Source organism: Microbacterium sp., from assembly GCF_017305435.1.
Lineage (GTDB): Bacteria > Actinomycetota > Actinomycetes > Actinomycetales > Microbacteriaceae > Microbacterium.
Map to the genome: position 1 here is coordinate 270879 of NZ_JAFKIP010000007.1, position 23939 is coordinate 294817.

At 71.9% G+C, this 23939-nt stretch carries 20 protein-coding genes; 7 read left to right on the forward strand and 13 right to left on the reverse strand.

Annotation, left to right across the window (positions count from 1 at the left end):
• Positions 1-26: 26 nt before the first annotated feature.
• Positions 27-338, forward strand: a complete 312-nt coding sequence (locus tag J0I43_RS14165; protein ID WP_292865189.1) for a helix-turn-helix domain-containing protein — start codon at positions 27-29, stop codon at positions 336-338.
• A gap of 1 nt (position 339) precedes the next feature.
• On the opposite strand, the gene J0I43_RS14170 is transcribed toward J0I43_RS14165, so the two are convergent.
• Complete coding sequence (locus J0I43_RS14170; RefSeq protein WP_292865192.1) at positions 340-948, reverse strand: hypothetical protein; 609 nt, start codon at positions 946-948, stop codon at positions 340-342.
• 153 nt (positions 949-1101) lie between these two features.
• Between J0I43_RS14170 and J0I43_RS14175 the strand changes: the two genes are divergently transcribed.
• Positions 1102-1542, forward strand: coding sequence for an Rv3235 family protein (locus J0I43_RS14175; protein ID WP_292865195.1), 441 nt, complete (start codon positions 1102-1104; stop codon positions 1540-1542).
• Between the two features lie 193 nt (positions 1543-1735).
• On the opposite strand, the gene J0I43_RS14180 is transcribed toward J0I43_RS14175, so the two are convergent.
• A complete protein-coding gene (locus J0I43_RS14180) occupies positions 1736-2959 on the reverse strand; it encodes a pyridoxal phosphate-dependent aminotransferase (RefSeq protein WP_292865198.1) in 1224 nt (407 codons plus the stop codon).
• A gap of 148 nt (positions 2960-3107) precedes the next feature.
• Positions 3108-5906 (reverse strand): preprotein translocase subunit SecA, encoded by a 2799-nt coding sequence (gene secA, locus J0I43_RS14185; RefSeq protein WP_292865201.1) that lies wholly within the window; start codon positions 5904-5906, stop codon positions 3108-3110.
• A 229-nt stretch (positions 5907-6135) separates the two neighbouring features.
• Here secA and J0I43_RS14190 point away from each other — a divergent pair, with 229 nt between their 5' ends.
• The 4 genes from J0I43_RS14190 (at position 6136) to J0I43_RS14205 (ending at position 10452) form a co-directional block, all read left to right on the forward strand.
• A complete protein-coding gene (locus J0I43_RS14190; protein ID WP_292865204.1) occupies positions 6136-7458 on the forward strand; it encodes a hypothetical protein in 1323 nt (440 codons plus the stop codon).
• 104 nt (positions 7459-7562) lie between these two features.
• Entirely contained in the window at positions 7563-8489 is a 927-nt protein-coding gene (locus tag J0I43_RS14195) for an efflux RND transporter periplasmic adaptor subunit (RefSeq protein ID WP_292865206.1), read from the forward strand.
• A complete protein-coding gene (locus tag J0I43_RS14200; protein WP_292865209.1) occupies positions 8486-9238 on the forward strand; it encodes an ABC transporter ATP-binding protein in 753 nt (250 codons plus the stop codon). Before J0I43_RS14195 ends, J0I43_RS14200 begins: the two co-directional genes overlap by 4 nt.
• A complete protein-coding gene (locus tag J0I43_RS14205) occupies positions 9235-10452 on the forward strand; it encodes an ABC transporter permease (RefSeq protein WP_292865211.1) in 1218 nt (405 codons plus the stop codon). Before J0I43_RS14200 ends, J0I43_RS14205 begins: the two co-directional genes overlap by 4 nt.
• A gap of 142 nt (positions 10453-10594) precedes the next feature.
• Here the strand turns inward: J0I43_RS14205 and raiA are convergent, their stop codons facing one another.
• The 8 genes from raiA to J0I43_RS14245 form a co-directional block, all read right to left on the reverse strand.
• Positions 10595-11263 (reverse strand): ribosome-associated translation inhibitor RaiA, encoded by a 669-nt coding sequence (gene raiA, locus J0I43_RS14210; protein ID WP_292865214.1) that lies wholly within the window; start codon positions 11261-11263, stop codon positions 10595-10597.
• An 89-nt stretch (positions 11264-11352) separates the two neighbouring features.
• Positions 11353-12087, reverse strand: coding sequence for a ComF family protein (locus J0I43_RS14215; RefSeq protein WP_292865217.1), 735 nt, complete (start codon positions 12085-12087; stop codon positions 11353-11355).
• A 100-nt stretch (positions 12088-12187) separates the two neighbouring features.
• The gene (locus tag J0I43_RS14220; protein WP_292865220.1) at positions 12188-13879 is read right to left on the reverse strand and encodes an LpqB family beta-propeller domain-containing protein; all 1692 of its coding nucleotides are present in this window, start codon (positions 13877-13879) and stop codon (positions 12188-12190) included.
• The gene (gene mtrB, locus J0I43_RS14225; RefSeq protein ID WP_292865223.1) at positions 13876-15579 is read right to left on the reverse strand and encodes an MtrAB system histidine kinase MtrB; all 1704 of its coding nucleotides are present in this window, start codon (positions 15577-15579) and stop codon (positions 13876-13878) included. Before mtrB ends, J0I43_RS14220 begins: the two co-directional genes overlap by 4 nt.
• 10 nt (positions 15580-15589) lie before the next feature.
• Positions 15590-16270 (reverse strand): MtrAB system response regulator MtrA, encoded by a 681-nt coding sequence (gene mtrA, locus J0I43_RS14230; RefSeq protein WP_292865226.1) that lies wholly within the window; start codon positions 16268-16270, stop codon positions 15590-15592.
• Positions 16271-16423: 153 nt separating this feature from the next.
• Complete coding sequence (locus J0I43_RS14235) at positions 16424-17071, reverse strand: MIP/aquaporin family protein (RefSeq protein ID WP_292865229.1); 648 nt, start codon at positions 17069-17071, stop codon at positions 16424-16426.
• Positions 17072-17207: 136 nt separating this feature from the next.
• Positions 17208-18683, reverse strand: coding sequence for an adenosylhomocysteinase (gene ahcY, locus J0I43_RS14240; RefSeq protein ID WP_292865231.1), 1476 nt, complete (start codon positions 18681-18683; stop codon positions 17208-17210).
• A gap of 61 nt (positions 18684-18744) precedes the next feature.
• Entirely contained in the window at positions 18745-18951 is a 207-nt protein-coding gene (locus J0I43_RS14245) for a DUF3499 family protein (protein ID WP_292865235.1), read from the reverse strand.
• 74 nt (positions 18952-19025) lie between these two features.
• Here J0I43_RS14245 and J0I43_RS14250 point away from each other — a divergent pair, with 74 nt between their 5' ends.
• A complete protein-coding gene (locus tag J0I43_RS14250) occupies positions 19026-19460 on the forward strand; it encodes a metallopeptidase family protein (RefSeq protein WP_292865238.1) in 435 nt (144 codons plus the stop codon).
• 41 nt (positions 19461-19501) lie between these two features.
• Here the strand turns inward: J0I43_RS14250 and J0I43_RS14255 are convergent, their stop codons facing one another.
• Together J0I43_RS14255 and J0I43_RS14260 are read right to left on the reverse strand one after the other, a co-directional pair.
• Positions 19502-20899, reverse strand: a complete 1398-nt coding sequence (locus J0I43_RS14255; protein WP_292865241.1) for a DUF5719 family protein — start codon at positions 20897-20899, stop codon at positions 19502-19504.
• Complete coding sequence (locus J0I43_RS14260) at positions 20899-23829, reverse strand: glycosyltransferase (protein ID WP_292865245.1); 2931 nt, start codon at positions 23827-23829, stop codon at positions 20899-20901. The genes J0I43_RS14255 and J0I43_RS14260 overlap by 1 nt, the downstream gene beginning before the upstream one ends.
• Positions 23830-23939: the final 110 nt, after the last annotated feature.

A 23939-nucleotide genomic window follows, 5' to 3' on the forward strand; every position in this document is an offset into this window, starting at 1 on the left:
CGTCCGACGCGGCGCATAATTGCCTCATGCCCGAATCCCGCACGCCCGAACCTCCGACATCGGAACCCGCGGATACCGGCGACCGTCTCTACACCCCCGCGGAGGTCGCGGAGATGCTGCAGCTCTCGGTCGACGAGGTGATCGCGCTCGTCCTCGATGCGCGGCTGCGCGGCGTCAAGGTCGGATCGCCGGCTCGCTGGCGCGTCGAGGCCGCGAGCGTCGAGGGCTACCTCGACGACCAGGCCGAGGAGGCGCGGCGGATGGCGCTGTGGCGCGAGTCGAACGCCGCCAGCTTCCCCGAGCTGTGGGGGCGCGGCGCGGTGCGCCGGGGGGACTGAGTCAGTCGAGGTCGGATGCCTCGGCGAGGCGCACGAGGACGATCGCCGCGAACGGGACCACCCGGTACCCGGTGACGTTCTCCGCGCGCCTCGGGGCGCCGCGGTCGTGCACCGCGAGATCGAGATGATCCGCGCCCGCGCGGTCGATCGTGCCCGCGAGCTCCCGCCCGTCGCTCGTCTGCACGGTGACGGCGACGCGGCGGCGGACGAGGTCGCGCAGGACGAAGCCGAGCCCCATGCGCTGAGCGAGCGCCGGACCGGGGTCCGCCTCGCGCACGCTCACGAGCACGGCATCCATCGGCGCGCCGATCCCCGTGAGGGCGCTCAGCGGCACGATCACCGCCTGTGCGCCGAGCGGTCCGCCCGCCGGCGTCGACACGGCCGCGAACCAATCCGCGCCGACGCGGGCGATCCGCCCGATGACGGTCGTTCCGTCGGCGAGGTGCGCGGCGACCTCCCGCGGCTGCCGAGACAGGGCGACGAGGCGCTCGCGCAGCACGACACGCGACAGCCGCAGCCGTTCGGCCTCGGTGTCCAGCGCGGCGCGCTCGGCCTCCCATTCGGAGTCGAGCTGATCTTCCAGGTCTTCGAAGAAGCGATCCCAGCGCACCCCGCGAGCGTACGTCGGCGGGCGGGACGCGCGCGTCGACTATCCACAGGTGAGGGGATTCTCATCCCACGGCACCCTCTCGCGTGTTGTACTCGGTTCCGTCGACACGGGAGCCGGTCCCGATCGACACGATTTCGGCCGAAGGAGGTCGCCATGGTCCCGCCGAATCCCGGTACCGCACGCCGCGGGGCGCGTTCGTCCTCGGCGCTCGAGGTCGCGGAGTACTTCGCGCCGCAGCGGACGCCGACAACGAACCTGCCCGACCCCGTGCCGCTGCTCGCGAACCTCACGATCGGCGTCCTGGAGGTTCTGGCGGGCGTCCGCGAGGTCGATCAGCTCGCCCGCTGGCTCGGCGAGGATGCCTACCGTGCGCTGCTGACCCGCGCCAACCTGTCCGCGCGGGCGCGCAACGCGCGCGGCGTCACACCGGCCCGGCCGGCGTACCGCATCATCTCGACGCGCTGCTCCTCGCCGGCGGACGGCGTCATCGAAGGCGTCGTGATCACGGCCGGCCCGGCGCGCACGCGCGCCGTCGCCGTGCGCCTCGAGGGCTGGGACGGCCGTTGGCGCGCCACCTCCCTCGCCGCGCTGTGACACGAGCCGGGTCAATGCTGCGCAGCAGCGTTGAGGCGGCTGCGTGTCAGGTTGAGTAGCCGCGCTCGTGTGCGCGGCGTATCGAAACCTCCCACACCCCCGCCACCGAGCGCCCGGGCCACGGCCCGGCCAACAAGCGCCGAGGCCACACCCCGGTGATCGAGTGCCGGCGCGCAGCGTCGGTGTATCGAGATCACTGCCGATACGACGCGAGGAAGTTGCCGAGCCGCTCGATCGCCTCGGTCAGCACGCGCGCCTCGGGCAGCGTGACGATCCGCAGGTGATCCGGTGTCGGCCAATTGAAGCCCGTCCCCTGCACGAGCAGCACGTGCTCGGCGACGAGGAAGTCGTACACGAGCTTGGCGTCGTCGCGGATCTCGTACACCTCGGGATCCAGGCGCGGGAACGCATACAGCGCCCCCGCGGGCTTGTGGCAGGACACGCCGGGGATCGCTTCGAGGCCCTGCCACGCGGCATCCCGCTGCTCGTGCAGCCGCCCCGTCGGCGCGATGAGCGCGTCGATCGACTGCACGCCCGACAGCGCCGCCTGCACGGCATGCTGCGCCGGGACGTTCGGGCACAGACGCGTCGAGGCGAGCAGCTGGATGCCTTGGAGGAACCCGGCCGCGTGCGCCTTCGGCCCCGTGATGACCATCCATCCGGAGCGGTAGCCCGCGACGCGATAGGTCTTGGACAGCCCGTTGAAGGTGAGGCACAGCAGATCGGGCGCGAGGGTCGCCAGCGGGACGTGCTCCGCGTCGTCGAAGAGGATCCGATCGTAGATCTCGTCGGAGAGGAGGAGGAGCTCGTGCTCGCGCGCGATCTCGACGATGCCCTGGAGGACCTCGCGGGAGTAGACGGCGCCCGTCGGATTGTTCGGGTTGATGACGACGATCGCCTTGGTGCGGTCGGTGATCTTCGCGCGGATGTCCTCGAGCGAGGGCTGCCAGCCGTCCTCGTTGTCGCAGAGGTAGTGGACGGGCGTGCCTCCGGCGAGGCTCGTCATCGCCGTCCAGAGCGGGTAGTCGGGCGCGGGGATGAGGACCTCGTCGCCCGTGTCGAGAAGCGCCTGCATCGTCATCGTGATGAGCTCGGAGACGCCGTTGCCGAGGTAGACGTCGTCGGGGTCGAACTTCGGGAAGCCGGGGACCTCCTCGTAGCGGGAGACGACCGCGCGGCGCGCCGACATGATGCCGCGGCTGTCGCTGTACCCGTGCGCGTGCGGCACGGCCTCGATCATGTCGCGCACGATCTGGTACGGCGCCTCGAACCCGAAGATCGCAGGGTTGCCCGTGTTGAGCTTGAGGATCCGGTGCCCGTCGGCCTCGAGCCGGTCGGCCTCGACCAGGGCGGCCCCGCGGATCTCGTAGAGGACGTCCTTGAGCTTGGTCGACTGGTCGAGGATGCGCGGGGTCATCCGATCAGGATATCCCCGCGGCATCCGGGCCAATCGCCGCCCGCTGGACCGTCCGGACGGGCAGATCTCGACACACCGCGCGACGCGCGGCACTCGATCTGAGTCGCAGCCGGGTCACCGCCGCTGCGGGGCCGTGACCCGGCTCGACTCACTTCTTCTTGCCCGCGGCGCGGCGGTCGGCGCGGTTCTGGGGGGCGGATGCCGGGGAGCCCTCCGTCCGCTGACCGAACGCACCCCGGGGCGCTTCCGCCGCGGGAGCCGCAGGGGCTGCGCTCGCGGCCTGGCGGAGCTTCGACGTCACCGCCTGCTGCACCTGCCCGCGGTCGTTGCGCACCTCGACGTCGCCGCCCTCGCCGGGCGCCGTGTATTGGAGCTTCTGCGCCTCGACGGACGGAGCCTGCAGACCCTTGGCCTGGACCTCGCTCTCGACCTGGCCCTCGCCCTGCTGACGCACCTCGACGTCGAGGTTGTAGAGGAAGCCGACGGACTCCTCCTTGATCTGCCCCATCATCGCCTGGAACATCTGGTAGCCCTCGCGCTGGTACTCGATCAGCGGGTCGCGCTGGGCCATCGCGCGCAGGCCGATGCCGTCCTTGAGGTAGTCCATCTCGTACAGGTGGTCGCGCCAGCGACGGTCGAGCACCTGCAGCACGACACGGCGCTCCAGCTCGCGCATCGCGGGCGTGCCGAGCTTCTCCTCGCGGGCGGCGTAGGCGATCTTCGCGTCGGAGAGGATCTCGCGCTTGAGGATCTCGGGCGTGACGCGCCCCTTGTTGCCGCTCTCCGCGACGACCTCGTCGATCGTGACGCTCACGGGGTACAGGGTCTTCAGCTCCGTCCAGAGCGCGTCGAAGTCCCAGCTCTCGGTGTGGCCCGACCCGGTGTGGTCGTCGATGACGGCGCTGATGGCGTCTTCGATGAAGTGGTCGACGCGCCCGGAGAGGTCGTCGCCCTCGAGCATGTGACGACGGTCGGCGTAGATCGCCTCGCGCTGCCGGTTGAGGACATCGTCGTACTTCAGGACGTTCTTGCGGATCTCGGCGTTGCGGGCCTCGACCTGGCTCTGCGCACTCTTGATGGCGCGCGAGACCATCGTCGACTCGATCGCGACGTCGTCGGGGAAGTTCGTGCGCGCCAGGATCGCCTCCGCGGCGCCGGACTGGAAGAGGCGCATGAGGTCGTCGGTGAGCGACAGGTAGAAGCGGCTCTCGCCCGGGTCTCCCTGACGGCCCGACCGTCCGCGCAGCTGGTTGTCGATACGGCGCGACTCGTGGCGCTCGGTGCCGAGGACGTAGAGACCCCCCGCCTCGACGACCTTCGTCGCCTCCTCGGCGACGGTGTTGCGCTGGGCCGTGTACACGGCATCCCACTCCGCCTCGTACTCCTCGGGCGTCTCGACGGGGTCGAGGCCCTTGGCCTTGAGCTCCTGCACGGCGAGGAACTCGGCGTTGCCGCCGAGCATGATGTCGGTGCCGCGGCCGGCCATGTTGGTGGCGACGGTGACGGCCCCCAGGCGCCCCGCGCGGGCGACGATCTCGGCCTCGCGCGCGTGGTTCTTCGCGTTCAGGACCTCGTGCTTGATGCCCTTCTTGGCGAGCAGACGCGAGAGGTACTCGCTCTTCTCGACCGAGACGGTGCCGACGAGCACGGGCTGGCCGCTCTCGTGGCGGCGGGCGATGTCCTCGACGACCTGGGCGAACTTCGCCGGCTCGTTCTTGTAGACGAGGTCGGACTGGTCCTTGCGGATCATCGGCTTGTTGGTCGGGATCGGCACGACGCCGAGTTTGTAGGTCGACATGAACTCGGCCGCCTCGGTCTCGGCGGTGCCGGTCATGCCGGCGAGCTTGTCGTACAGGCGGAAGTAGTTCTGCAGCGTGACGGTCGCGAGCGTCTGGTTCTCGGCCTTGACCGGCACGGCCTCCTTCGCCTCGATGGCCTGGTGGATGCCTTCGTTGTAGCGTCGCCCGACGAGGATGCGCCCCGTGTGCTCGTCGACGATCATGACCTCGTCGTTCATGACGACGTAGTCGGTGTCGCGCTTGAAGAGGGCGAGAGCTTTGATCGAGTTGTTGAGGAACGAGATCAGCGGGGTGTTCGCCGACTCGTAGAGGTTGTCGATGCCGAGGTAGTCCTCGACCTTCTCGATGCCGGGTTCGAGGACGCCGATCGTGCGCTTCTTCTCGTCGACCTCGTAGTCGACGCCCGCCTCGAGGGTCTTCGCGATCTTCGCGAACTCCACGAACCAGCGGTTCGCCTCGCCCGAAGAGGGGCCGGAGATGATGAGGGGCGTGCGCGCCTCGTCGATGAGGATCGAGTCGACCTCGTCGACGATCGCGAAGAAATGGCCCCGCTGGACGAGGTCCTGCTTCTGCCACGCCATGTTGTCGCGCAGATAGTCGAAGCCGAACTCGTTGTTCGTGCCGTAGGTGATGTCGGCGTCGTACTGCTGACGGCGCACGTCCGGGGTCTGGCCCGCGACGATCGTGCCCGTCGTCATGCCGAGCGCACGGTAGACGCGGCCCATGAGCTCGGACTGGTACGACGCGAGGAAGTCGTTCACCGTGATGACGTGGACGCCCTTCGCAGCGATCGCGTTGAGGTATACGGCGAAGGTCGCCGTCAGAGTCTTGCCCTCACCGGTCTTCATCTCGGCGATGTTGCCGAGGTGCAGCGCCGCGCCGCCCATGATCTGGACGTCGTAGGGCCGCTGACCCAGTGTGCGCTTGGCGGCCTCTCGGACCGCGGCGAACGCCTCCGGCATCAGCTTGTCGAGCGACTCGCCGGCCTCGTGGCGGGCCCGCAGCTCCGCCGTCTCGCCACGCAGCTCCTCGTCGGTGAGCTGCGCGTAGTCCTCTTCGAGGGCGTTCACGGCCTTCACGACCTGCTGGAGCCTGCGAAGGATGCGTCCTTCACCGGCGCGGAGCAGTTTCTCGAGCGGGCTGGCCACGGAGGATCTCCATCTGTCGGATGCGGGCGGCGTCACGGTCTCCCGGCGCTGCGCACGGGAGGCACAGCACAACGGCCCATGTTACCTGTCCGTGACTTTGATTCGCCTGTGCGCCGAATTGTCCTGTGCGCCGAATGTCTTGTACGCCGACTCGTCCTGCGCGCCGGGAATCGGCTGTGCACCGCACCGCGGCCGGTCGGTCGCCCCGGACGCCGCATAGGATCGAGCCATGGCCGGTTTCTGGGGCGCACGCAAGAAGGAGCGCGAGCAGCTCGCCGCGCAGGATGCCGAGTTCGGGCGCCGCGCCGACGCGGCCCTCGTCGCAGCCGACGAGCGGCTGCGCACGACGCAGGACGAGCTCGCCTTCGCCGAGATCGAACTGGGCTCCGACGCGACACGCGACCTCCGCGATGCGCTGACGGCCGTCCGCACGCATCTGCGCGAGGCGTTCCAGCTCAACCAGCTGAACCACGACGAGATCCCCGACACCGCCGAAGAGGCGCGCACGCGCAACACCCGCATCATCCAGCTGTGCGATTGGGCCGAAGACCTCCTCGACGATCGGCTCTCGGCCCTCGCCAGTCCGGTCGAGCGCGCGCGTCGCGCGCCCGAGATCATCGACGGCATCCGAGCGCAGGTCGCTCGCGACGCCGAGCGCATCCCGCGCATCGAGACCGCGCTCGCGCGCCTCGGGGAGAGGTACTCCCCCGACGCCCTCCGCAAGATCGCCGGCAACACCCGCGAGGCCGCGCAGCTGCTCGAGTTCGCGACGCACGGCGCCGACGTCTCGACCGCGCGGCGCGAGAGCGGCCAGCGCGAGCAGGCGAACCTCGCCCTGGAGACGGCGATCGAGGCCGGCCGCCGCGCGACGACCCTCCTCGACGCCGTCGACGCGTTCGAGGTCGAGGCGCTGCGCGCCGAGTCGACGCTGGATGCCATCGTCGAAGACTCGCGCGACGACCTCGCCGCCGCGCGAGACCTCCGCGCCGTCCCCGCCGTCGCCACCGCGATGACGACGCTCGAGCAGGAGCTCGGCGCGCTCACCCCGGCCGGATCCAAGCCCGACCCCTTCAGCGAGCTGACGCGCCTGCGCGCCGCGAACGCGGCCCTCGACTCGGCCGTGGCGAAGGCGCGCGAGCGGGCGGAACGCCCCGTGCCGCCCGAGGGACACGTGCGGCACGCGATCGACGACGCCGACCGCCAGCTCGGCGTCGCGCGCAGCGTCATCTCGGGCCACCGCGGCTGGATCGGCGCCGACGCGCGCACCCGTCTCGCGGAGGCGGAGCGGCTCAGACTGGATCTCGCGCAGCTCGCCGCGACCCCGATCGGCGAGGACGATCGCGAGCAGGCCCTCGCCGACGCACGTCGCTGCGGGCAGCTCGCGGCCGAAGCCCTGCAGCTCGCGCAGCGCGACATCGACTCGTCACGGCCGAACGACGGCGGCTGGGGCGGGCAGGGTGGCGGCGGACGGCGCGGCGGTGGCGGCGACATCGCCAGCGGCATCCTGGGCGGTCTCGTGATCGGCTCGATCCTCGACGGCATCTTCGACTGACGCGCGCGGGTTCGGTTCGCACGAATCATCCTCACGGCGGACGTCACGCCGGCCCGCGTCCCGTAGGTTCGAGTCAGACGCCCCATCCCCCATGAGGAGAACCGATGCTCGTCTGGCGCCGCTGGATCTTCCCCCTTCTCTTGCTCGTCGTCTGCGCCGCGATCGCGACCGCGCTCGTGAAGCTCGCCTTCTTCCCGGATCGAACGGATGCCGCGTCGATCGCCCCCGGGGGCGAGGTGACCGCGCCCGTCGTCACGGCGGAACGAGGGAGCATCACCTCGGTCCTCACCGTGGACGGGACGGTCGCCCGCGACGAGGCGATCACCGTGCGGGCTCAGGTCGAGGGCACCGTCACCGCGGTCGCGGTGAGCGCCGGACAGAGCGTCGCGGCCGGGCAGGTCCTCTTCACGGTCAAACAGGTCGAGACGGAACGCCGGATCGACGTCACCGCCCCCGAGGCAGGCGACCTCACCTCGTTCGAACTCGTCGCGGGGCAGTCCGTCGCGCTCGGCGCGGAGGTCGCGAAGCTCAGCCCCGCACGCTTCCACGTCGTGGGCAAGGTCGATCCGGTGCTGCTCTATCGGTTGGTCGGTGCTCCCACCGACGCGCAGGTGACGATCCAAGGCGGCCCGGCACCCTTCACCTGCACCGGGCTGCGCGTCCAGGTCGCCGAAGACGGCACGACGAGCATGGTCTGCGCCGTCCCCGGCGACCAGCAGGTGTTCGCCGGCCTCAAGGCGAGCCTCGTCGTCCAGATCGGCACCGCGACCGACGTCCTCGTCGTGCCGGTGACGGCGGTCACCGGCGGCGCAGGCACCGGCACGGTCTGGGTCGACGCCGGCGGGGCCGCCGAGGAACGCGCCGTCCAGCTCGGCCTCACCGACGGGACATCCGTCGAGGTCACAGGCGGCCTCGATGAGGGCGAGACCGTCCGCCAGTTCGTCCCGGGAACGACCGCGGGCACCGAACCGGTCTGCTACGACGACGGCGTGGGAGGCACCTACTGCGAAGCCCCCGGGATGAACTGGTGAGCCTCGTCGCACTCCGCGGCGTCACGAAGCACGTCCGCCTCCCCGACGACACGCGCCTGGACATCCTCCGCGGCATCGACCTCGAGGTGGGTGGCGGTGACCACGTCGCGATCGTCGGACGCAGCGGATCGGGGAAGTCGACACTCTTGAACATCCTGGGCATGCTCGACCTCCCCTCGAGCGGGTCGGTCGAGTTCCGGGGGCGTCCGATCGTGCAGGAGTCCGGACGGCGCATGCGGCGAGGCGCCCTCGACCGACTGCGCGGGCAGGAGGTCGGCTTCGTCTTCCAGCAGTTCAACCTCCTTCCGGGGCGAACAGCGACCGACAACGTCGCCATGCCGCTCGGATACGCCACCGGGCGACCGTTCTGGCGCCGTCGCCGCCTCGCGGAAGAGATGCTCGACCGCGTCGGCCTGAGTCATCGTCTGGAGTCGCCGCCCGAGCAGCTCTCCGGCGGCGAGCAGCAGCGCGTCGCGATCGCGCGCGCGCTCGTCCGTCGACCCGCGCTGATCCTGGCCGACGAGCCGACAGGGGCGCTCGATGTGGACACGGGCGAGGCGGTGATGGGCCTTCTCGATGAGATCGCATCGGAGACGGAGGCGGCCCTCGTCACGATCACTCACGACCTGCACGTCGCAGCGCGGGCGCGCCGCCACTATCGCCTCGACATGGGCGTGCTCAGCGAGGTCGACCTCGACGCGGCATCCCGCGGGACCGCCCTCGGCGCCGTCACCGGAGCGACGGAGTGAGTGGCTTCGTCGGCGCTCTCAGCGAAGCGTGGGCGGAGCTTCGCCACCACAAGCTGCGCGTCCTGCTGAGCCTGGTGGGGATCGCCGTCTCCGTCGCGGCGATCGCCGCCGTGCTCGCGCTGGGCGACTACATGCGCCAGAGCCAGGTCGAACAGTCCGACCGGTACGGCGGCCGCGAGGCGACGATCTCGGTGTCAGCGGGTCGCCTGGACGGTTCATCGATGGATTGGAAGGCAATGGATGCCGCGGTCCAGGCAGCGGCGTCGCGGTTCGGCATCGCGCACGTGACGCGCCGGGCCGACCAGCTGTCGACGACGGCGAGCGCCCAGACCGTCGACTACGTCCGGCCGGTGACGGTGCGTCTCGCCGACCCGGAATACGCCCTGATCCACCGGACGGAGCTCTTCGCGGGCCGGTGGTTCGACGCGGCCGACGCGCACTGGCTCGCGCCGCCGATCGTCCTCAGCCAGCCGCTGTGGCAGGCGCTCGGCGCGCCCTCCCTCGGCGCCCACCCGACCGTCGACCTCGTGGGGCCGCTCGCCGGGACCTATCGGGTCGTCGGCGTGACACCGTCGCAGTGGCAGGGCGACACCGAGAAGGCCATCACGCTCCTGCCCGGCACCTACCTCGCACACACCGAGAATCTCGCCCCCGGCGATTCCCTCACCTGGGAGCTCTGGGTCGGCCCCGACCACGTCAACGCCATCGGACCCGAGCTCGCCGCACAGCTGCGCGCTGCGGTCGGAACCGACGTGCAGGTGAGCGTCACCCGCTCGGACTGGGCCACGCGCCCCGAAACTCAGCAGAGCGCCCAGATCTTCGAGCTCACGACAGGACTGATCGCGGGTCTCGTGCTCCTCCTGGGCGGCCTCGGTCTCGTCAACATCCAGCTCGTCGCGATGCGGCAGCGCATCCGCGAGATCGGCGTTCGGCGCAGCTTCGGCGCGACGAGCGCACGGATCTTCACGACGGTCCTGTTCGAGAACGTCGTCGCGACGGCCTTCGCGGGCATCGCCGGCATCGCCCTCGCGATCATCGTGCTGCGGATCCTGTTCTCCCTCGACGTGCTGCCTCCGCTGCAAGACGTCCCGCCGTTCCCGCTGCGCGCCGCGCTCATCGCGCTCGCCGCGGCCGTCGGGATCGGCGCGATCGCCGGCTTCCTCCCTGCTCTCGCCGCCGTCCGGGCGAAGGTCATCGACGCGTTGCGCATCTGAGCCACCCGATGCCCGACGCGAGAGGTCGCGACACGCGGTGCATCGTCGATCGGATGCGGCGTGTCGCGGCCCCTCGCGGTGACGCGCCCACACGCGGAACGGGGGCCGGATGCCTCGGCATCCAGCCCCCGTTCTTCACAGCTCAGGAGGCGAGTTCCTCCTCCGCGGCGGGCGGCGCGCTCGCGAGGAGCGAGATGACGCCGTAGTCCCAGCCCTTGCGGCGGTAGACGACACTCGGGTGGTCCGTGCGCGCATCGATGAAGAGGAAGAAGTCGTGCCCGACGAGCTCCATACGGTCGACGGCCTCCTCGACCGTCATCCACTCGGCGTCGAAGTTCTTCGTGCGGATGACGACGGGCGTGTAGTCGTCGTCGGCGTCGCTCTCGCCGATGATCGGCACCTCACCGGTTGCGACGGCGCGAAGGACATCGACCGACGCGGGCTGCACATCGATGCCGGCGAGCGAGCCGCTCCCCTTGTCGAGCTTCGCGCCGCGGGGGTGGTTGCGCGCGTCGACGCGCTTGTCCTTCGCGCGGCGCAGCTGTTCGGCGAGCTTGTCGACCGCGAGGTCGAGTGCGACGAACTTGTCGCCGTCCGTCGCTTCCGCGCGGACGACCGGCCCTTTGCCGGTCACGGTGAGCTCGACCGTCTCGTCCTCGCGACTGCCGTTGTGGTACGCGCGGTGGGTGACCTTGACATCGAGACGCTGCGCGCGCGGCGCCAGGTTCTCGATGCGGACGGACTTCTCTTCGGCGACGGTGCGGAACCTGTCCGACACGCTCACACCCACGCCGACGATGCTGGTTTCCATCCTTGACCTCCTTGTTCCGGCTCTCCCGGTCAAGGGAGAACCTGAGTTCGCCTTGGTCCCTCCCACGCTATCGGGGCGCCTCCGAGATGTCACCTGCCATTTCCCGTGACTAACGCCTGCGTGTGCTCTGCGCCGGCTGTGGCCGAGCGGCGAGGGGTGGATGCCACGGTCGCCGCCCCCAGGACATGCGCGCCCGCCGCGGTCAGTGCCCGCGTCGCCTCGCCCAGAGTCGCGCCCGTCGTCACGACGTCGTCGATCACGATGACGCGGAGCCCCGCCGCGGCCGGCGTGTGCATCGCCTCCGCGACCCGGGCGCGCATCGCCCCTGCGACGTTATCCGCGCGCTCCGCGCGCCCGAGCCGGCGCTGATCGGCCGCGCCCGCTCCGACGACCAGGAGCCGTCGGAGCGGGAGGTGCGCACGCCGCGCGATCGTCTCGACGACCCGGTATCCGCGGCGCCGCATCGCGCCGGGCGAGGTCGGAACCGGCACCAGCACGACCGGGCCCGCGCTCGCCGCGGCGAGCGCGGCCTCGACCGCCGCGCCCAGCGCGGGGGCGAGCGCGCGCAGCAGCCCCGTTCGGCCGTCCTCCTTCGCCGCCCGCAGGATGCGGGCGGCGACGCCCTCGAACGCGAGCCCGGACGAGACGCGCAGGCCGTCCGCACTCCGCGTGAGCACGCGGGGCGCAAGCGTGGCCCGACACGCCGCGCACAGCGGCGTGTCGGGCGCGTCGCACCCCGCGCACCAGGTCGGGAAGACGAGCGAGAGAGCGGCGCTGAGGGAGGCGTGCGCGAGCGACGCGACGTCGGTGGGCGGGGGTGTCATCCCGCCATGGTGCACGGCGCGAAGCCGCGCGCAGCGGGCGCGGGCCGCATCTGTGGAGAGCGATTCTCGCGCCTGTGGAGAGCGGTTCCGTGCGGAGCCGTCAGCGGGGCGAGCCCTGCTGCACCGCGAGCACGAGGATGCCGGACGCCAGCTGCTGCCAGTTCGAGCCGCGCGGGGCGTACAGCTCGCCCGCCGCATCGCGCACCCGGATCCCGCCGGACTGACTGCCCCCCGCGATCGTGGTCACGTCCGCCACGACGCGCTGCGACGAGGAGGAGAAACCGCCGACCTCCTGCGTGAACAGGCGGGAGTCGCCCTGCAGCGTCGTCGTGAGTGCGAGGTCGTTCGATCCGGTCCACGCGAGCGCCGTCGACGGGCCCGGGAGGATCGCGAGCACCTTCTTCTCCCCCAGCCCCGTCGGCGCCTGGGCGCGATCACGGAGGATCCCCGCGACCCACAGCGCGTAGCGGTCCCCGTCGCGCACGACCGCCGCCAGGCGCGTGCCGTCGCGCGAGACGCGTTGGGCGAGGATCTGCGAAGCCCCCGGCCACGCCGATGCGATCGAGATCTCCGCGGCATCCGGGCCGAACGCGACGACCGCGCCGGGAGAGGACTGCGGGACCGACCAGACGAAGCCGGCCGGGTCGATCGACGGCGGCAGGAGCCCGGGTCGCTGATCGACCCGATCCGCACCGTCGGCGTCGACGCGCAGGACGGCCCCGTTCGCGTCGCGCACGGCGGCGAGCACGCGGTCGGCATCCACTTCGATGTCGGTCGTCTGGAGCGCGAGGATCGACTTCGACAGCCCCGGGATCTCGACGACCGCGCCGCCCGCGAGGAACCCGAAGTCGTCGGCCGTCCGCACGAGCGGGTTCGTGTCGGCCCGTGTCTGACGCGGGGTGAGCGCCTCGGCGGTCAGCACCTGACCGTCCACGAGCATGTCGACCTGATCGATGCGCGCCTGCGTCAGAGAGGCCTCGAGCTGCGTCTGCATCCGATCCAGCGTCGTGCGGTCGAGGCTCCGCGCGCCCTCCTGCAACGAGACGGCCGCGACCCCCAGTTGCTGCGGCACCGACAGCGTCGCGAGGCGCGCCGCGTCGGTGAACGCCGTCGCGACGGCGCCGGCGAGCCAGGGGCTCGGCCCGCCGTTGACGAGCTCGGCGGCGATCCGCGTCGCGGCGTACTGCCGGGGGAACCAGCGCTCGTCCGGGACGAGGTAGGTCCACGTGGGGTCGAAGAACTGCAGCGAGTACGACCCGAAGACCGTGACGAACCGGTTGCGGTCGAGGATGATCCCCTGCGGAGCCTCCGTGATCCGCCATTGTCCGTCGGCCTGCTGGGCGAGGGTGAAGGTGAGCTCGAGCCCGGTGCTGTCACCCGTCGCCGACATCTCGCCCGTCGCATCGACGTAGGCGGACGGCGTGATGGAGAGGACGAACTCGTTCGCGGAGGTCTGCGTGAGAGTACGCTCGCCCGGGTCGTACACCGTCACACCTTCGCGCGGGTCCCATTCGGAGGAGAACTCCGGCGCGAGATACAGGTGCGCCGTGGCCCAGTTGTCGCGCGGACCCGAACCCGCCGCGATGAAGCCCTCGACGATCTGCTGCGGCGTGGCATCCTTCGCGGGAGCGTCCGGGAGGAAGACGAGGTCACCCGCGGACGCGTCGTCGGCGATGGGCTGCCCGGCGTTGACGGGCCCCGACGTCGGCAGGGCACCGCACGCGGCGAGGGTCACCACGAGCGCGGCGGCGGCGAGCGCGGCGAGGGCGCCGCGGATGTCGACACGGATCATGATCCCCCCTTCGCCGACGCGGTCGCCGGCGGCGTCGCGGTCGGCACGGTGATCGGCTGGGTGAGCCCGAGGTCGCCCATCGGCGCACCGTCGTCCCCCGGATCGACGGGAATGGGGGATGCCGCGCCGACCGGCTGCCCGTGCCGCGGCAGCGTCAGCACGAAGTTCGTGCCGCGACCGGGCTCGGACCACACCGCGAGCGTGCCGCCGTGCAGCCGCGCATCGCCGAGCGCGATCGAGAGCCCGAGGCCCGTCCCCCCGATCGTACGCTTGCGCGACGGATCGGCCCGCCAGAACCTGTCGAAGACCCGCGCGCTGTCCTCCGTCGTCATGCCGAGCCCGAAATCACGGACGCCGAGCGCGACGGCGTTCTGGTCGCTGTCCACCGAGACGACGATGGGGCGCCCTTCACCGTGTTCGATCGCATTGCCGAGGAGGTTGCGGACGATGCGGCGCACGCGGCGCGGATCCATGTCGACCGGGGAATACCCGCCCGGGGCGACGAGGCGCACATCCGTCCCGTGCTGATCGGCGAGCTGCTGCATCGATGCGATGACGTCCTCGGCGAGGTGCGCGAGGCTCGTCGGCTCGTTCTCCAGTTGCACCGAGCCCGCGTCGTAGCGGCTGATCTCGAGGAGGTCGGTCAGGAGCACTTCGAACCGCTGCACTTGAGCGTGCAGGAGCTCCGCCGCGCGCGCGGTGGTCGGATCGAACTGCTCCCGCTGGTCGTTCAGCATGTCGCTCGCCAGGCGGATCGTCGTCAGGGGCGTCCTCAGCTCGTGCGAGACGTCGGAGACGAAGCGCTGCTGGACGAGCGACAGCTCGGCCAGCTCCTTGATCTGCGACTCGATCGAGTCGGCCATGGCGTTGAAGGAGCGTCCGAGGGTCGCGAACTCGTCGTCGCCGCGCACGGGCAGGCGGACGCCCAGATCCCCGCCCGCGAGCGTCGCACTCGTCTCGGCCGCCTGCGCGATCGGCACGGTGATGGTCCGCAGCACGAACCAGGAGATCGCGCCGATCAGCAGGATCAGCGCCGCGCCGACGAGCCACAGAGTCACCTGGACGAAGCGCAGGGTCGCCGCCTCCGGCGCGAGATCGTAGGCGAAGTAGAACTCGTACGCCCCCGCCTCGGGCGGGAAGACGAGCTGCTGACCGATGACGATGCCCGGTGTGACGCCGTCCTCCGTCGGCAGCGCGATCGACTGCCACCAGCGCTGGTCCGCGTCGCGCTGCACCATGCTGCGCATCCCGGGTGTGATCATGTCGGCCTCGAGGCCGCCCTTGTTGAAGTCCTGCGGCGCGAGGGCGGACGGCTCGTTCGACACCCGGTAGGCGGCGATCATGTCCGTGCCGGACTGGCGCGTCAGCGATTGGAGCACGGCCGACATCAGCGCCTCCAGACCCGCGGAGTCGCCGTCGACCTGCGCGGCGTTCAGCGTGTCCTGCGCCGTCTCGGTCGCCCGCCCCACCGCCGCCTGCACCTGGTTCATGCGCGACTCGAACAGATCGTTCTGGATCGCGAGGGCCATCGTGACGAATCCGCCGATGATGGCGATGGCCGTCAGCCCCAGGGTGATCACGAGGGTGCGGAAGCGCAGCGACCTGCGCCACAGCTGCGTGGCGCGCTGGGGCCACGAGCGCCAATCCCGCCATCCTGCCGAGACCGGTACGGCCGTCGCGGCCGTCGCGGTCGACGTCACGATGCGCGCCTCAGACCACCGCGCCGGCGCGGTAGCCGACGCCTCGGACGGTCGTGACGATCTTCGGGTTGTCGGGGTCGATCTCGACCTTGGCGCGCAGCCGCTGCACGTGGACGTTCACGAGGCGCGTGTCCGCCTTGTAGTGGTACCCCCACACCTGCTCGAGCAGCATCTCGCGCGAGAACACCTGCTGCGGCTTGGATGCCAGTGCCACGAGCAGCTCGAACTCGAGCGGCGTCAGCGCGATCGCCGCATCCCCGCGGCGCACCTCGTGCGCAGCGACATCCACGACGACGTCGCCGACCCGCAGCGTCTCGCTCTCCGTCGCCGCACCCGGGCGCAGGCGCGTGCGGATGCGCGCGACGAGCTCCTTCGGATTGAACGGCTTGACGATGTAGTCGTCGGCCCCCGACTCGAGTCCGCGGACGACATCCGCGGTGTCCGTCCGGGCCGTCAGCATGATGATCGGCACGCCCGACTCGGCGCGGATGCGCGTGCAGATCTCGATGCCGTCCATGCCCGGCAGCATGAGGTCGAGGAGCACGAGATCGGGCCTCTCCGTCCGCCAGGCGTCGACGGCGACGGCACCGTCGGCGCAGAACACCGGCTCGAACCCTTCGGTCCGCAGCACGATGCCGATCATCTCAGCGAGCGCGGTGTCATCGTCGACGACCAGGATGCGAGAGGTCATAGGGGCGGTTACGTCCTTCGAAAGACCGGGGTAGCCGGATCGGGACCGGGTGCCGGGCGCCCGTGCGGGCGCAGGTCTACAGTATCGGACGCTCCTGAGACTGCACTGGTGAACGGGGCGGATGCCGTGGCATCCGCCCCGTTCGCGACCGCATCAGCCCTCGAGGGCCGGCAGCCGGTCGTCGCTGTTGAGCGCGCGGAACACAAGCGCGGCCAGGGCGCCGCCCACGAGCGGGGCGAGCAGGTACAGCCAGTAGGCGGCGAAGTCGAACGCACCCGTGATGGAGAGGCCGAGCGCGACGGCCGGGTTGAACCCGCCACCGGAGACGCCGCCCACCGCGACGGCGCCGACGAACACCGTCGAGCCGATCGCGAGCCCGTAGAAGGAGTTGTTGACGTTGCCCTTGCTCGTCGCGACGTTGAGCACGACGTAGACGAGGACGAACGTCCAGAACGCCTCGACGAGGAAGGCGGGGCCGACCTCGATCGCCACCGGCGCGTCCGCGGCCGGCCACAGCACGAAGCTCAGGAGCGCGGCGAGCGCACCGGCGACGAGCTGCACGACGACGTACGTCGCGAAGGTGACGGCGGAGATCGCGCCGCGGATCCAGGCGCCGAGCGAGACGGCGGGGTTCAGGTGCGCACCGGAGATGTGCCCGGTGGCGAAGACCATCACCATCAGGGCGAAGCCGATGGCGAGCGGGGTCAGGGCGCTGCCGCTGTTCACGGCACCGATGATCGCGAAGACGAAGATGAATGTGCCGACGAACTCGGCGAGCGCGTTGCGCAGGATTCCGTTCATGGATGTGCTCTCCTCAGAATGGGCCGGATCCTCCCGGCCTTCGAGACCCTACTGCACGTTCAGGGTTCTCACAGGAAGATGACGAGGCGCGTCGGCGAACTCGCCGCGGCGCGACGCCCGGACAGCCGCGATCGCGTCAGTAGCGATAGTGCTCGAGCTTGTACGGGCCGTCGACGGGAACGCCGATGTAGGCGGCCTGCTCGTCGGTGAGCGTCGTCAGGCGCACGCCGAGCGCATCCAGATGCAGGCGTGCGACCTTCTCGTCGAGGATCTTCGGCAGCACGTAGACACCGACCGGGTACTCCGCCGACTTCGTGTAGAGCTCCAGCTGGGCGAGCACCTGGTTGGTGAAGGACGCGCTCATGACGAAGGAGGGGTGCCCCGTCGCGTTGCCGAGATTCAGCAGCCGGCCTTCCGACAGCACCAGGATGCTGCGACCGGGACCTCCTGCGGGGCGGGCAGGCAGCCGGTACTCGTGCACCTGCGGCTTGATCTCGATCTTCTCGACGCCGGGCAGCGCCTCGAGCCCCGCGATGTCGATCTCGTCGTCGAAGTGACCGACGTTGCCGACGATCGCGAGGTGCTTGAGCGCCTGCAGGTTCTCCGTCGTGACGACTCGGGTGTTGCCGGTGCCGGTGATGAGGATGTCGACCTCGCCCGCGACGTCCTCCAGGCGCGCCACCTGGAAGCCGTCCATTGCGGCCTGCAGCGCGCAGATCGGGTCGATTTCGCCGACGATGACGCGCGCACCTTGACCCCGGAGCGCTTCCGCCGCACCCTTGCCGACGTCGCCGTAGCCGACGACGAAGGCGACTTTGCCGCCGATGAGGACGTCGGTGGCGCGGTTGAGGCCGTCGGGCAGCGAATGGCGGATGCCGTACTTGTTGTCGAACTTCGACTTGGTCACCGAGTCGTTGACGTTGATCGCCGGGAACAGGAGGCTCCCGGCGGCAGCGAGCTCGTACAGCCGATGGACACCGGTCGTCGTCTCCTCGGTGACGCCGAGGATGCCGCCGGCCATCCGCGTGAAGCGGTGCGGGTCGCGCGCGAGGCTCGCACGGAGCGTCTCGAGCACGATGCGGTACTCGGCGCCGTCGCCGTCCGCCGCGTCCGGCACGGCTCCGGCGGCCTCGAACTCGACACCCCTGTGGACGAGCAGCGTCGCGTCTCCCCCGTCGTCGAGGATGAGGTTCGGTCCGTCGAAGCCCTCGGCCGACCAGTCGAAGATGCGGTCGGCGAGCTGCCAGTACTCCTCGAGGGTCTCGCCCTTGAAGGCGAAGACCGGGATGCCGCGGGGCTCGTCGACCGTGCCGTCGGGGCCCACCGCGACCGCCGCGGCCGCTTCGTCCTGCGTCGAGAAGATGTTGCAGGACGCCCACCGCACCTGCGCGCCGAGAGCGACGAGGGTCTCGATGAGGACAGCGGTCTGCACCGTCATGTGCAGCGATCCGGCGATCCGGGCGCCGGCGAGCGGCTGGCTCGGACCGTACTCCTCGCGCAGCGCCATGAGGCCCGGCATCTCGTTCTCGGCGAGGCGCAGCTGGTGGCGGCCCGCGGCGGCGAGGCTCAGGTCGGCGACGACGAAGTCGTGCGCGGTGGCGGTGTGCGGCATCCCGCCATTGTCGCATCTCCGCCCGAGCTCGACACCGGCCGCGACACGCGGCGGCGGGGCGTCAGACGCGCAGCGTCTCGTGGCGGACGACCAGCCACCCCTTCGGCACCGACAGCCGATCGGTGTGCGCGCGGCAGAGGTCGTGCGCGTGCGGGTCGCCGGCCGCGCCGAGCGGGCCGAGCGCCGCCATCTGGTCGCCGTAGTCGTAGGTGAGGGTCGTCACCGCTTCGCGGGCGCAGCCCACCTTCGAGCACAGTCTGGTTCGCACCGACCTCACGGTAGTCGCGGCCGGACGCCAAGCGGTGGATGCCGCGCCGACGCACGCCGACCTAGACTGATCCCATGGTGAGGCGACGCGCGGCGACGAGGTCGGTGCGGCGTCCCGCTCGGCACGGACGTCACGGACGCGAGGACCGGAGCCCCGTCGTGCGGCCGCCGCTGCTGCCGCTCGAGACCCGGGAGGAGCGGTTCGACTTCGCCGTCGGGTCGGCCGCCGAGTTCCTGCGCAGCGCATGGCCCGAACTGCGTGACGTGAGCTTCGAGGTCGGCGCGATGCCCCCGGCATCCGACGACGACGGCATCCCGCGGTGGACGATCCATCCCGACGAGCAGCGGATCGTGCTGTACCGCCTGCCGATCGAGCGGCTCTCGCACCTGCACCGCGAAGACGATCTGCACCGGCGGATGATGATCGAGGGGGCCGTCTTCCGCGCTGCGGCGGAGTACCTCGACCGCGACCCCTGGGATCTCGGCCCCGAGCGCTTCCGCTACTTCTGAGCGGCATCCTCGCGCCGACGTGCGCGCCGACGCGGCGTACGTCAGCGCGGGTAGACCTCGATCGCGGCCGCCGCCGCGTCACCCGACGCGATCGGGTAGCCCGCCACGGCTCCCGCGCCGGCATAGACGACAGATGCCCGCACGCTCCCCGTCGGAGTGATGCGGTAGACCGTGCCGCCCTCGACCGGCACGCGGACCGTCTGGCCCTCGGCCACGGCGATCTCCTGGGCGCCGCGGCCGTCGAGGCCTTCGACCGTGACGGTCTGCGCGCCCCCGTCACCGACGAGCGACAGCTGAGGCGACGGACCGTCCGCGACCGCCACGAGGGTGGGCGCCCGCAGCACGTCCGCCGGTGTGAAGACGCCGAAGTCGCTGCCCGCGCCGAACCCCGTCGTCGTCCAGACGGCGCCCGTCACGGGGGTCGTCGCCGCGACCGTCACCGTGTACGTGCCGACGGCGAGCGTGCCGAGGTCGAGCCGCAGCGGGATTCCGGCGAGGAGCGGCAGAGTCTGCGCGGATGCCACGGCTCCGCCGTCGCCCGTCACGGTGACGGTCGCGTCGCCCGCGGACGCGGGGGCGAGCAGGACCAGGCGCGTGGGCGTATTGCTCGCTCCGGGATCGCCCGGCGGCGCCGTGACGGGCACCGCGGGGATCACGAGCTCGGCCGTCGGAGCGCCGAGCGCGGCGATCTGATCGACCCCTCCCGGGTTGAGGACGCGCGTGAGGGTCGCCTGCAGCGACGCACGGACGGGCGCCTGCGCGGAGGTGACCCGCACGACGGGATTCTCCTCGCCGAGCGCGAGCGCGGCGAGCGGGATGACGCGCTGGGTGCGCGCGGCGACGACGATGTCCTTCCCTGCCGCCGGGGTCTGCGCGCCCGTCGCGCCGTAGACGGCGAGCGTCACCCGGGCGGCGACGTCGCCGGGGTTGGCGAGCACGACGAGATCTCCCGCGCCCGTCGTGCCTGACCCTCCGACGAGCCAGGCCTCCATGGCGGCGCGGGTGCACCCCTCGGCGGCGAAGCCGACGAGGTCGGATGCCGCGACCTGGGCGGAGCCCGCCCCAGCGAGGTCGGCGGGGTCGGTGGATGACGCGGGCGGAGTCGCCGTCAGGGCCGCGGGGCCCGCCCCGCCGCTGACGTCGGCGGGCGTGAGCAGCGCGTCGGCGAGATCGGCACCGCTCGTTGCGCCGGCGGTGACCTGCTGCGGAGCGCCGTCGGTGAGGAGGGACGCCTGCGTGGCATCCCGACCCGCTGCGAGCAGCGGCCCGCTGCACACGGCCACGGCCGGCGCTGCCGGCGGCTGGGCCTCCACGCGGATGGGGTCGTGCGCGCGCCCCGGGAGGTCGACGAAGGCGAGGCCTGCGACGCCGACGACGACCACCGCGGCGAGGACCGCCCCGCCGGCGATCTGCGCCGTGCGTACGGGATTCAGGCGCATCAGCTCTCCCCCGCTTCCGGGTCGTCCGTCTTCGGCGCGGTCGGCGCATCGTCCACCTGGGATGCCTGGGATGCCTCGGCCACCTGGGATGCCTCGGCGGAGGCGGCATCCCGCGGAACGGTCGTCACGACCCGGCGCACGCGGCGTCGCGGACGCCCGACGACGCGCGGGCGCCGGCGCGCCTCCTCCAGCGACCGCCGCGTCGGCAGGGCGAGCAGGAGCGCGGCCAGCACGATCCCCGCCTGGACGAGCGCGATGCGCCACGCGTCCCCGGTGCCGGCGCCGGCGTCGGCGCGGTCGGCGACCTCCCCCGTGATCCGCCACAGCTTGCCCTTCGCCGTCTCGCCGACGACCTCGAGGTCGGCGCGCTGATCGAGAGCGGTCTCGGCGACGAGACGGAACGCGCGCGCGGCATCCGAATCGGCGCCGTCGCCGAGCACCACGAAGGCGATCCCGTGCGCGGCCAGGTCGGGAACGGCCGAGCCGTCGGGGTCGGCGACGAGAGCGGCGACGAGAGCGGCGGTGCGCTCGTCGCCGGCATCCGGAGCCGAGCGGGACGTGCGGAGCGTGGTCTGCCCGCCGAGCGATGCCGTCCCGCCCCACACGACATCGGCGACCACCGCGCCGTCGGCGGTGGGGGTCATCACGAAGGTCGCGGTCGACAGTCCGCCGCGGCCTTCCGCCTCGACGTAGGCGGGCAGGGTGCTCGTCGTGCCCTGCGTGACCGCGGCGGCGCCGCGGAGCGGGGCGGTCAGGGCCGGCACCGCGCTCAGCGCGAGCGCCGCCATCGTGACGACGGCGAGCGTGCCGCGCACGCGCGCCCCCGCACGCTCCACGCCGCGGATCGCGTCGAGGGCGAGCGCGACGGCGCACAGAGCCGCGATCCAGTACAGGCTGAGGGCGGCGCCCGGGAACAGCGTCACCGCATCCGGACCGTCGGATGCCACGGCCACCCCGATCGCGACGGCGGCCGAGCCGAGGCCCGTGAGCGCCGTGATCGCGAGGACGAGGGCGGGGATCGAGCGTCCGAGGACGAGACCCGCGACCGCGAGCACGAGGACGGGGGCGACGAGCAGCGGCGTCCACATCGCGACGATGCCGGGGAGGAACGCCCCCCAGCCGTCGGTGACCGGGAAGCCGAGCGCGAGCAGCATACGCCGCGCAGCGTCGGCGCCGGCCGGGTCCGCGAGCGGAACCCCCGGGTCGGCCAGCAGCGCCCAGGGCTCGCCCGCGCCGAGCCGCGTCCAGACGAGCGGGGCGAACACGACGACGGTCGGCACGATGAGCCAGATGACGCGCGCGAGCCCGCGACCGCGCTGCACGGTCACGGTGAGGACGACGCCGACGAGGAAGACGACCCCGAGCGCGGGGGCGAGCGACGGCGCGCACGCGATCACCACGACGGCGAGGATCGACGCGACCCCCGCCGTGCTCCAGGAGCGGTGGGCGACGGATGCCGCCCACACGAGCCACGGCAGCACGAGATGAGCGATCACGACGGCGGGCCGACCGGCGATGAGCGCGCCGAGGAGGCTCGGCGCGAGCGCCCAGCCGACGGCGACGACCGCGCGCACGATCGCACGGTCGCTGAAGCGCGTCGCGGCGAACCAGCCGCCGAGGGCGGCGAACGGGAGCGCGAGCACCCACAGCACGACGAGGGCGCGTGAGGGCGCCGCGGGCGACATCGTCCCGATGAGGGCGACGACGGCACTAAACGGATCGGCGGGGCCGACCGTGTCCCAGCCGAGCGGGCGGGCGCCAGAAGCGGCATCCGCCCACAGGCCCGCGACCGTCCCGCGGAGGGGCGCGAGCGCGCCGCCGCCGAGGACGGGCCACGCGAGCAACGAGACGAACGAGACGACGGAGACGACGAGCGCGCCGAGCACGATCCAGGCTCCGCCGCCACTGAAGAAATGGAGGTCGCCACGGCCCGCACCGACGGGGAGGTCGTCGTCGAGGCGGTGGCGCAGCTCGGCCCCGGTGACGCGCAGCGGCGCGATCTGCGCCCACGAGGCGGCGCGCTGCCGGCGGATGCCGCGACGCGAGCGGGCGACGGCCGCGGGGCGCACCATCGCGGTGACGGCGGCCCCCCACTCGGGCAGGATCTGCCCGGGACGCTTGCCGAGGAGCGCCGCGAGGGAGCGCAACAGCGCGAGCGGCAGGAGGGTCAGCCAGTGCAGCGCGACGAGCGGCGCCGCGGCGTAGGAGAGCCGCCGGTGCAGCTGCGCCGTACGGGCCGCGTACGCGGTGCGGAGCGGGGCGACGGGGCGCGCCGACACGGCGACGACCGCGCCGGGGGCGAGGGCGACACGGCCGCCGCGCAGACGCGCACGGATGCCGAGGTCGAGCCCCTCGTCCGCCCCCGCGAGGCCGGCGTCGACGCCGCCGAGGGCGGTCCACGCGTCGGCACGCACGAGGATGCCGCGCACATCCGTGCCGAGCACGTCCTCGGCGCCGTCGTACTGTCCCTGATCGTGCTCGCCGTCGGCGAGTCCGACGGTGCGTCCGAGGGTCGTCATCGACACCCCCAGGGAAACGATGCGATCGCGTTCGTCGGAGCGCACGAGCTTGGGGGCGGCGAACGCGACGGACGGCGCGGCCTCGAGCGCCCCCGCGAGGCGGGTGAGCGCGTCGACGTCGGGAACCGTGTCGTGCGTGAGCACCCACACGGCGTCGCCTTCGAGCCGGTGCGATCCGAGGGCGAGCGCGTCGGCGAAGCTCGTGCGCCGGTCGGCGCCGATGACGCCTTCGGCCTGGGAGGCGCGGGCGACGTCCTGCACTGCGGCATCCGTCTCGCAGAGGATGATCGTCAGCGTGTCGACCGGGCGCGACTGTGCACGGAGCGCGGTGAGCGTCCGTTGCAGGCGGATGTCCGCGGCCTCGCGCCCGTCAGGGCGCACGACCAGCAGCGCGTGGACTCGGGCGGGCATGACCTGGTCAGCCTAAGTCGGGGCATCCGGCCCGGGCGCCCGCCACGCCGCCTGCGGCCGTTACCCGACTACGGGAAGCGAATCGCTGATCGAGTGCCGCGGCGCTGCCG

Excerpts from the sequence above, each read along its gene's own strand:
- J0I43_RS14180 (WP_292865198.1), bottom strand. The coding sequence starts at position 2,959 with ATGACCCCGCGCATCCTCGACCAGTCGACCAAGCTCAAGGACGTCCTC.
- J0I43_RS14235 (WP_292865229.1), bottom strand. The coding sequence starts at position 17,071 with ATGAACGGAATCCTGCGCAACGCGCTCGCCGAGTTCGTCGGCACATTC.
- mtrA (WP_292865226.1), bottom strand. The coding sequence starts at position 16,270 with ATGACCTCTCGCATCCTGGTCGTCGACGATGACACCGCGCTCGCTGAG.
- J0I43_RS14165 (WP_292865189.1), top strand. The coding sequence starts at position 27 with ATGCCCGAATCCCGCACGCCCGAACCTCCGACATCGGAACCCGCGGAT.
- J0I43_RS14195 (WP_292865206.1), top strand. The coding sequence starts at position 7,563 with ATGCTCGTCTGGCGCCGCTGGATCTTCCCCCTTCTCTTGCTCGTCGTC.
- J0I43_RS14220 (WP_292865220.1), bottom strand. The coding sequence starts at position 13,879 with ATGATCCGTGTCGACATCCGCGGCGCCCTCGCCGCGCTCGCCGCCGCC.
- J0I43_RS14175 (WP_292865195.1), top strand. The coding sequence starts at position 1,102 with ATGGTCCCGCCGAATCCCGGTACCGCACGCCGCGGGGCGCGTTCGTCC.
- raiA (WP_292865214.1), bottom strand. The coding sequence starts at position 11,263 with ATGGAAACCAGCATCGTCGGCGTGGGTGTGAGCGTGTCGGACAGGTTC.
- J0I43_RS14250 (WP_292865238.1), top strand. The coding sequence starts at position 19,026 with ATGGTGAGGCGACGCGCGGCGACGAGGTCGGTGCGGCGTCCCGCTCGG.
- J0I43_RS14190 (WP_292865204.1), top strand. The coding sequence starts at position 6,136 with ATGGCCGGTTTCTGGGGCGCACGCAAGAAGGAGCGCGAGCAGCTCGCC.
- ahcY (WP_292865231.1), bottom strand. The coding sequence starts at position 18,683 with ATGCCGCACACCGCCACCGCGCACGACTTCGTCGTCGCCGACCTGAGC.
- J0I43_RS14260 (WP_292865245.1), bottom strand. The coding sequence starts at position 23,829 with ATGCCCGCCCGAGTCCACGCGCTGCTGGTCGTGCGCCCTGACGGGCGC.
- J0I43_RS14255 (WP_292865241.1), bottom strand. The coding sequence starts at position 20,899 with ATGCGCCTGAATCCCGTACGCACGGCGCAGATCGCCGGCGGGGCGGTC.
- J0I43_RS14215 (WP_292865217.1), bottom strand. The coding sequence starts at position 12,087 with ATGACACCCCCGCCCACCGACGTCGCGTCGCTCGCGCACGCCTCCCTC.